General features: G+C 66.5%; 9 protein-coding genes. 7 read left to right on the top strand and 2 right to left on the bottom strand.

The genetic code is table 11. The annotated features are described in order from the left end of the window. The 7 genes from OXQ33_RS12930 to OXQ33_RS12900 all read left to right on the top strand — a co-directional run. Nucleotides 1-505, top strand: a 505-nt coding sequence (locus OXQ33_RS12930; protein ID WP_346015353.1) for a GNAT family N-acetyltransferase, incomplete at its 5' end; no start/stop codon positions are given. Nucleotides 506-603: 98 nt separating this feature from the next. Continuing rightward, nucleotides 604-1026: a Fur family transcriptional regulator gene (locus OXQ33_RS12925; protein WP_007406973.1), complete on the top strand. Its 423-nt coding sequence runs from the start codon at nucleotides 604-606 to the stop codon at nucleotides 1024-1026. Beyond that, on the top strand, nucleotides 1023-1772 hold the full coding sequence (locus tag OXQ33_RS12920; RefSeq protein ID WP_267435106.1) for a lysophospholipid acyltransferase family protein: 750 nt from the start codon (nucleotides 1023-1025) through the stop codon (nucleotides 1770-1772). Before OXQ33_RS12925 ends, OXQ33_RS12920 begins: the two co-directional genes overlap by 4 nt. A gap of 63 nt (nucleotides 1773-1835) precedes the next feature. Beyond that, nucleotides 1836-3158 carry a tRNA (N6-isopentenyl adenosine(37)-C2)-methylthiotransferase MiaB gene (gene miaB, locus OXQ33_RS12915; RefSeq protein WP_267435105.1) on the top strand — a complete coding sequence of 441 codons (1323 nt, stop codon included), beginning with the start codon at nucleotides 1836-1838 and terminating at the stop codon, nucleotides 3156-3158. A gap of 381 nt (nucleotides 3159-3539) precedes the next feature. Further along, on the top strand, nucleotides 3540-4538 hold the full coding sequence (locus OXQ33_RS12910) for a PhoH family protein (RefSeq protein WP_261269325.1): 999 nt from the start codon (nucleotides 3540-3542) through the stop codon (nucleotides 4536-4538). 266 nt (nucleotides 4539-4804) lie between these two features. Next, nucleotides 4805-5320 carry an rRNA maturation RNase YbeY gene (gene ybeY / locus OXQ33_RS12905; RefSeq protein WP_267435104.1) on the top strand — a complete coding sequence of 172 codons (516 nt, stop codon included), beginning with the start codon at nucleotides 4805-4807 and terminating at the stop codon, nucleotides 5318-5320. A gap of 9 nt (nucleotides 5321-5329) precedes the next feature. Continuing rightward, a complete protein-coding gene (locus OXQ33_RS12900) occupies nucleotides 5330-6235 on the top strand; it encodes a hemolysin family protein (RefSeq protein ID WP_267435103.1) in 906 nt (301 codons plus the stop codon). A 94-nt stretch (nucleotides 6236-6329) separates the two neighbouring features. On the opposite strand, the gene OXQ33_RS12895 is transcribed toward OXQ33_RS12900, so the two are convergent. Beyond that, nucleotides 6330-6605, bottom strand: a complete 276-nt coding sequence (locus tag OXQ33_RS12895; RefSeq protein WP_267435102.1) for a hypothetical protein — start codon at nucleotides 6603-6605, stop codon at nucleotides 6330-6332. Nucleotides 6606-6942: 337 nt separating this feature from the next. Then, nucleotides 6943-7785 carry a hypothetical protein gene (locus tag OXQ33_RS12890; RefSeq protein ID WP_267435101.1) on the bottom strand — a complete coding sequence of 281 codons (843 nt, stop codon included), beginning with the start codon at nucleotides 7783-7785 and terminating at the stop codon, nucleotides 6943-6945. Nucleotides 7786-7883: the final 98 nt, after the last annotated feature.

Here is a 7883-nt window from a genome sequence, read left to right as displayed (position 1 = left end):
CGCCGGGGCTCGCCGCCTGATGGCGAGCATCAGCCTGACACTGCGCGGCGGCGATGCGCGCGATGCCGGGATAGTCGAACAGGTGATGGCCGCCGCTTTCGATCCGCAATGGGGAGAGGCCTGGACCCGTGCGCAATTGTTGGGCGTGATGGCGATGCCCGGCATTCATCTGCTGATCGCGGAAGCGGGCGGCGAGGCGGTGGGCTTCGCATTGACCCGCTCGGTGATGGACGAGGCGGAGTTGCTGCTGCTGGGCGTCGCGCCCGATCACCGCCGCAGCGGCATCGCCAGCGCGCTGATCCGCATGGTCGTCGCCGACTGTGCCGCGCGCGGGGTGGTCACCCTGCATCTGGAGGTCCGGTCGAACAATCCGGCGGTGCGCTTCTACACCGCCCACCGCTTTGCCAAGTGCGGCGAACGGCGCAACTATTACAAGGGCGCGGACGGCCAGCATTATGACGCCCACACCTATGCCCGGCCGATCGAGGCCGGGGCCATTGGCTGACCCGATCACAGTTTCCGGGTTATTGCGAGTCGCTATCCCCTTTTCGCAATAGCGCTTTGCGCGTAGAGAGGGGATCAGCCCGAGGAGTTGAATTTACCATGGCCCGCAAAATCGATCTCGAAGCGCTGTGCGCACAAAAGGGACTGCGCATCACCGAACAGCGTCGCGTGATCGCCCGCGTCCTGTCGGAAGCGGAGGACCATCCCGATGTGGAAAAGGTGTATGAGCGCGCCGCCAAGATCGATCCGGGCATCTCGATCGCGACCGTGTACCGCACCGTCCGCCTGTTCGAGGAAGCGGGCATCCTGGACCGCCACGACTTCGGCGATGGCCGCGCCCGCTACGAACCCTCGCCCGAAGCGCATCACGACCATCTGATCGATGTCGAGACCGGCCGGGTGATCGAGTTCGTCGACCCCGAACTGGAGCAACTGCAAAAGGCGATCGCCGAAAAGCTGGGCTTCCGCCTGGTCGATCACCGGATGGAGCTTTACGGCGTCAGCCTCGACCGCAAGGGATGATGGCGGTCGCCGCCTCGACCGACGCCGACAACAAGGGCGGCCTGCGCGCAGCGGGTCGCCTTTCGTGCATTATCGGCACGCTGCTGGTCGCGGTGGCATTGCACGGCGCGTGGCGAGCGCTGGGGCGGACCTCGCCATGGCCGCGCCGTTTCCTGCGGCGGGTGGCGATGATCCTGGGCGCGGATATCCGGGTGGTCGGCCAGCCGCTGACCCGCGATGCGGTGATCGTCGCCAACCATGTCAGCTGGTTCGACATTCTCCTGCTCGCCGGGACGGCGGGCGCGCGCTTCGTCGCCAAGGCGGAAGTCGCCGCGCTGCCACTGATCGGCTGGCTGGCGGGGCTGAACGGCACCCTCTTCGTCCAGCGCGGCGACCGGCTGGGCGTCGGCGATCAGGTGGCGACGATCCGCACCGCGCTGGCCGAGGGACAGCCGCTGGCGATCTTTCCCGAGGGCACGACCGGCGACGACCTGTCGCTCCTGCCCTTCAAGCCCGCCCTGTTCGCGGCGCTCGTCCCGCCGGTGCCGGATATCCGGGTGCAGCCGGTGCGGATCGACTATGGCGCGGCGGCGACCGATCTGGCGTGGCTGGGCGACGATGCGGGCGATGCCCATGCCAAACGGGTCCTGCGCCGTGCGGGGCGGTTCACCGTGACGCTCCACTATCTCGCCCCCTTCGACCCCGCCGACTATCCCGACCGCAAGGCGATGGCGGCGGAGGCACGGGCGCGGATCGTGGCGTCCTGACGCGCGGGCGGGCGGGTCGTCGGGTGCTGGCGACACGGCGCGATTTGCGATAAGGGGCGCGTCATGCCCGCATCCCCCAAGACCTTCCACGTCAAGTCCTTCGGCTGTCAGATGAACGTCTATGACGGCGAGCGCATGGCCGAATTGATGGCCGCGCAAGGCCTGTCCGCGACCGACGACGCCGCTGCCGCCGATCTGGTGGTGCTCAACACCTGCCACATCCGCGAAAAGGCGACCGAGAAGGTCTATTCGGACATCGGGCGTCTTCGGAAGGACGCGGGCGAACAGGGCCGCAAGCCGATGATCGCGGTGGCGGGCTGCGTCGCGCAGGCGGAGGGCGCCGAGATCGTCCGCCGCGCCAAGGTCGATGTGGTGGTCGGCCCGCAGGCCTATCACAATCTGCCCGAACTGGTCGCCAGGGCGGCGGCGGGCGAGGCGGCGCTTGACACCGACATGCCGGTCGAGTCGAAATTCGGCCATCTGCCCGGCCGTCGCAAGGTCGGCCCTTCGGCCTTTCTGACGGTGCAGGAAGGCTGCGACAAATTCTGCACCTATTGCGTCGTGCCCTATACGCGCGGGGCCGAGGTCAGCCGGCCCTTCGCGGCGATCGTCGATGAGGCGAAGGCGCTGGTCGATGCGGGCGCGCGCGAGATCACGCTGCTGGGCCAGAACGTCAACGCCTGGAACGACGCCGACGACCGGGGGCTGCACGGCCTGATCCGCACGCTCGACCGGATTCCGGGCCTGCACCGCATCCGCTATACGACGAGCCACCCCAATGACATGACGCAGGGGCTGATCGACGCGCACCGCGATGTCGAGAGCCTGATGCCCTTCCTCCATCTGCCGGTGCAGTCGGGCAATGACCGCATCCTGAAGGCGATGAACCGTCAGCACACCCGCGACAGCTATATGCGGCTGATCGACCGCGTCCGCGCGGTGCGGCCCGACATCGCGCTGTCGGGCGATTTCATCGTCGGCTTCCCTGGTGAGACTGAGGCGGAGTTCGCCGACACGCTGAGCCTGGTCGATGCGATGGGCCATGCCCAGGCGTTCAGCTTCAAATACAGCCCCCGCCCCGGCACTCCGGCGGCGACCATGGGGGATCAGGTTCCGGCGGAGGTGATGGACGACCGGCTCCAACGCTTGCAAGCCGCGCTCAACCGCGATCAGGCGGCGTTCAACGCGGCCAGCGTCGGCCGGACCTGCACCGTGCTGATCGAACGGCGCGGCAAGCTGCCCGGCCAGATGCTCGGCAAGTCGCCCTGGCTCCAGTCGGTCCACCTGATCGGCGACCACCGCATCGGCGACCTGGTAGAAGTCGAACTGGTCGCGGCCGGACCCAACTCGCTGACCGGCCAGGCAAAGGTGCGCGAAGCGGCGTAAGCCCCCGCTCACCAATTTTGATTCACGCGGAGACGCGGAGGCGCGGAGAATGTCTCGCGCGCGGAACTTGCACCCCGTAATCGCGACCGGAAGACGGTGACCCGGCCGGATACCGAAGGGTCAACCCGCCGCCGGATACACCCTCTCCGCGCCTCCGCGTCTCCGCGCGAACCATCTTTCTTTTTTATCGCGCAGAGGCGCAGAGAGCGCGGAGGTAGAAGAAGGTCTCCCGATCGCGAGGGCGAACTCTTCTTCTCTGCGCCCTCTGCGCCTCCGCCCGCCAAAAACCTCCCGCCGTCACACCTATGTCATGCAATTTCGCTGGCGTTCCGATCCCGTCGCCCCCATCTTGGTGGCAACCACAGACGGTGAAAGGACCGCATGAGCCGCAAGCCCCTCCCCGCCCAGGCCGGTGAACGCAGCCGGGCGGAACTCAGCTTCGACAAGCCGCAAGTGCTGGCGCAGCTGTTCGGTCAATATGACCGCAATCTGGTCGCGCTGGAGAATCGACTGGGCGTCTACATCACCGCACGCGGCAACCGGGTGGGGCTGGAGGGAACCGCCGAGCAGGTCGGGCTGGCCCGCGACGTGCTGAACGACCTCTACGCCCGTATCCAGCGTGGAGAAGAGGTGGACACCGGACTGGTCGACGCCTCGATCGCGATGGCGTCCGAACCGACGCTCGACGGCATCCTGAGCGCGGAACGCACCTCCGCGCCGCCGATCATGATCCGCACGCGCAAGAAGACGATCGTCCCGCGCACCCCTGCCCAGGCGCATTACATGAAGCAGCTCGTGTCGAACGACATGATCTTCGCGCTCGGGCCGGCGGGCACCGGCAAGACCTATGTCGCGGTCGCGCAGGCGGTGGCGCAGCTCATCACCGGCTCGGTCCAGCGGCTGATCCTGTCGCGCCCGGCGGTCGAGGCGGGCGAGCGGCTTGGCTTCCTGCCCGGCGACATGAAGGAGAAGGTCGATCCCTATCTCCGCCCGCTCTACGATGCGCTCTATGACTGCCTGCCCGCCGAGCAGGTGGAGCGGCGCATCGCCAGCGGCGAGATCGAGATCGCGCCCATCGCCTTCATGCGCGGCCGGACGCTGGCCGACGCCTTCGTCATCCTCGACGAGGCGCAGAATACCACTCCCGCCCAGATGAAGATGTTCCTGACCCGCTTCGGCCAGAATAGCCGCATGGTCATCTGCGGCGACCCCAACCAGGTCGACCTGCCCGGCGGCGTCGCCGCCTCCGGCCTGGCCGACGCGGTCCGCCGACTGGAGGGCGTGGAGGGCATCGCGATGAGCCGCTTCACCGCCGCCGATGTCGTCCGCCACCCGATCGTCGGCCGGATCGTCGATGCCTATGAAGGGCCCAACGCCTGAGATAGGATGCGGTCTTATATTCCTCCCCTGCAAGGGGAGGGGGACCATGCGAAGCATGGTGGAGGGGTGTAACCACCCGCGATGGAAACATACGCACCGCGACACCCCTCCGTCAGGGCTTCGCCCTGCCACCTCCCCTTCCAGGGGAGGAACAGGCGGAACGTCGATATTTCCCGAACTTTCTCGCCCCATAGCCAGCACGCGGAACTGTTGTACAAGGGCGACGATTTTGCCCTCACCGACCTGGACGATACCGAAAGGCTCCGATGATCGAGATTGCGCTGATCCATGAAGAGCCCTGGTCCGGGAACGAAGCCGGTTGGGAGGCGATCGCCACCCGCGCCGCGCGCGCCGCGATCGAGCGGACGCCGCATGGGCCGCTGCTGACCACCTCCGCGCTGATCGAGATTTCGGTGCGGCTGACCAGCGATGACGAGGTGCACGCGCTGAACCGCCAGTATCGGCAGAAGGACAAGCCCACCAACGTCCTGTCCTTTCCGATGGTCCAGCCCGACCTGATCGAGACGGTCACCCAGAATTCGGACGATGGCGAGGTGCTGTTGGGCGACATCGTGCTGGCCCATGGCGTCTGCGTCGCGGAAGCCGCCGAGCGTGGCATCGCGACCGAAACGCATGCGACTCATCTTCTGGTGCATGGCGTTCTGCATCTGCTAGGCTATGACCATATGAACGATGACGAGGCGGAGGCGATGGAAGCGATCGAACGCGATGCGCTGGCCAGCCTCGGCATCGACGACCCCTATCACGTACGCGAGGACTGACACCCCCCGATGGCCGACGGCCCCAGTAGCAGCACCGGCAACGGTGACTCCAACGAATCCAGTATATGGCGCGGGCTGAAAAGCCTGATCTTCGGCGGCGAGCACGAAGAGTCGCTGCGCGACCAGCTGGAAGACGCGATCGACCGTCATGAAGGCGATCCCGGCCCCGACGCCAAGGGCGACCTGACCCCGCTGGAGCGGCAGATGGTGCGCAACCTGCTCCATTTCGGCGAGCGCGATGCCGGTGACGTGGGCGTGCCCCGCGCCGACATCATCGCGGTCGAGGAGCGGACGACCTTCGACCATCTGGTCCAGATCTTCGCCGAGGCGGGGCATAGCCGCCTGCCCGTCTATCGCGAGACGCTCGATTCGATCATCGGGATGGTCCATATCAAGGACGTCTTCAACATCCTGGCGACCGGGGCCGCGCACCCCGAGACGATCGCCGGGCTGATCCGCGATCCGCTCTATGTCCCCATGTCGCGCGGCGCGCTCGATCTGCTCGCCGATATGCGCCAGAAGCGGGTGCATCTGGCGGTGGTGCTGGACGAATATTCGGGCACCGAGGGCCTGGTCACCATCGAGGACCTGATCGAAGAGATCGTCGGCGAGATCGAGGACGAGCATGACGACGCGCCGCAGGCGTTGCTGGTGCCGCTCGACGGCGGGGCCTGGGACGCGGATGCGCGGGTAAGCCTGGAAGAGGTCGGCCGCGCGGTCGATCCCGCGCTGGAAGAGGCCGAGGACGATGTCGACACGCTGGGCGGCCTGACCGCCGTGCTGGCGGGACAGGTGCCGCCGACCGGGACCTGCATCGACCATCCCAGCGGCTGGCGGATCGAGGTGACCGAAGCGGACGAACGCCGCATCCACCGCCTGCGCCTACATCCGGCGGTAGCGTCCGAAGTCGAGTGACGGCGACTCGGGCGGGACGACCTTATTCGCGGCCATAGGGTGGCGAAGGGAGTGGAGGTGGCTCACCCTGCGAACCACCTCCAACGCATTGGGCTCAGTCGCCCGTACCTTCGCGGCGAAAAGCCATCGTCCCGGAATATCCGGTATAACTCGAACCGGCGCAGCGTAATTCCGTCTCTTCCTGGACACATTCCTCATAGCTGGAATGCCGCGTATCGAGCCGCGGGCGGCCCTGCACGTCATAGCCCGAGCAGCGAATGCGGATTTCCTGCTCGCAGGTCGGCATCGCTTGGGCAGGCTGCGGCGCCGTCAGCACGCCAAGGACCGCGATCGTCCCGAACAGGGGAATGAATGTCGGTAGCTTCCTCATGCCATGTTCCTCCCTGACCCGAATGGGCGAGAGGCAGGATGAGTGGCGGCGCAATGGCCGGCAATGAGGGATGGCTCCGTTTCGGCACGATTGCGCCCGCGCCAATTCACTCACTCGATCACACTCGCCATTCCAATGCGTTAGCGGGAGCGAACGGGGCGCGATATGGGTCACCTCAGTGCAGGAAAGCCGCCCCGGAGCACCGCACAACCCTCCGGAGCGAACCACGCACTAGCGATTGCCAGTTCCCGAAATCGAGGGCGCGAATAACCTCCCTGACATTCGCGCCATCGAAGGCCGCCGGTGCGCTCCCCTGTGGCACCGGCGGCCGCCATGGTCAGGCGGCGGGGAGCAGGGAATCCACGTGGCGCACCGCCACGACCCAGCGATAAAAGGCGTCGGTCAACGCATAACGGAAAAACAGCGGCTCGACCTCGATCCGCTCGGGATTGCCCAGACAATGTTTGGCATGGTCGAGGATGCGATAGACATATTGGGTCTGTAGCGCGGCATCGCCATGCGCATGGACCATCCGCGTCGTTTCCTCCGGCTCCGCACGAACCAGACATTGCGTGACCTTCGCCCGGATCTTTTCATCCGAATAGGCGAAGAGCAACCGCTGCTTCTCCCGCGCCTCCAGACGAGCGTTCGCCGCCGGATCGTCGACCTCCTGCGCCGTCAGGGCCGCGTCGGGGGCGAAGCGCGCGATCGCCGCCTCCAACACCGCACCACGGTCATAACTGCTGCGGCAGACGGGCAGGCCCGTGACGGTATAGACCTGCCAGCAACTCGCCAGATCGGGCGGTGGTGGCAAGGGCGGCGACGGCATATCGGGCCAACAGGCCTGATTGGCACGGATGAAGCTGTCCATCGCGAGCAGGGTCGTCGGCCTATTGGGCTGACCATCGATCGCGCGACGCAGGACCTTGGGCGGGAAGAAGGGCGCACAGCGGACGAACATCTGCGCCTTTTCGTCGAGCGTGCGGTTGACGATCCGGTCGGTCTGCACCGTGATGCCCGGTGGCGGCGGGGCCTTGGTTTCCGGCAGCCTCTCGCCCCGAACGACGACATCCCGCCCCGGCGATCCCTGGGGCGTGTCGCGATCCTGCGCCGCCCCCGGAGTCGCTGCAACAACCAGCGAGATGATCGCGATCCCCCAGTTCCATATCCCCATGCGCATGTCATGCCCTCCCAAGCCTTGCCCACGCACTCCGCAGAATGACAAAAATATCGTTTCGGTGCCAGTGTGAGATTCGCGCAGGCCCCCCTTCCCCCCAC

Source organism: Sphingomonas sp. GM_Shp_1 (genome assembly GCF_026540895.1).
GTDB lineage: Bacteria > Pseudomonadota > Alphaproteobacteria > Sphingomonadales > Sphingomonadaceae > Sphingomonas.
The sequence above is the reverse complement of the archived record's forward strand: the minus strand, read 5'-3'. Positions and strand labels throughout refer to the sequence as shown.

Bases quoted from the DNA above. Each gene is read 5' to 3' on its own strand.
- OXQ33_RS12890 (WP_267435101.1), bottom strand. From the start codon at position 7,785: ATGCGCATGGGGATATGGAACTGGGGGATCGCGATCATCTCGCTGGTT.
- miaB (WP_267435105.1), top strand. From the start codon at position 1,836: ATGCCCGCATCCCCCAAGACCTTCCACGTCAAGTCCTTCGGCTGTCAG.
- OXQ33_RS12900 (WP_267435103.1), top strand. From the start codon at position 5,330: ATGGCCGACGGCCCCAGTAGCAGCACCGGCAACGGTGACTCCAACGAA.
- OXQ33_RS12895 (WP_267435102.1), bottom strand. From the start codon at position 6,605: ATGAGGAAGCTACCGACATTCATTCCCCTGTTCGGGACGATCGCGGTC.
- OXQ33_RS12920 (WP_267435106.1), top strand. From the start codon at position 1,023: ATGATGGCGGTCGCCGCCTCGACCGACGCCGACAACAAGGGCGGCCTG.
- OXQ33_RS12925 (WP_007406973.1), top strand. From the start codon at position 604: ATGGCCCGCAAAATCGATCTCGAAGCGCTGTGCGCACAAAAGGGACTG.
- ybeY (WP_267435104.1), top strand. From the start codon at position 4,805: ATGATCGAGATTGCGCTGATCCATGAAGAGCCCTGGTCCGGGAACGAA.
- OXQ33_RS12910 (WP_261269325.1), top strand. From the start codon at position 3,540: ATGAGCCGCAAGCCCCTCCCCGCCCAGGCCGGTGAACGCAGCCGGGCG.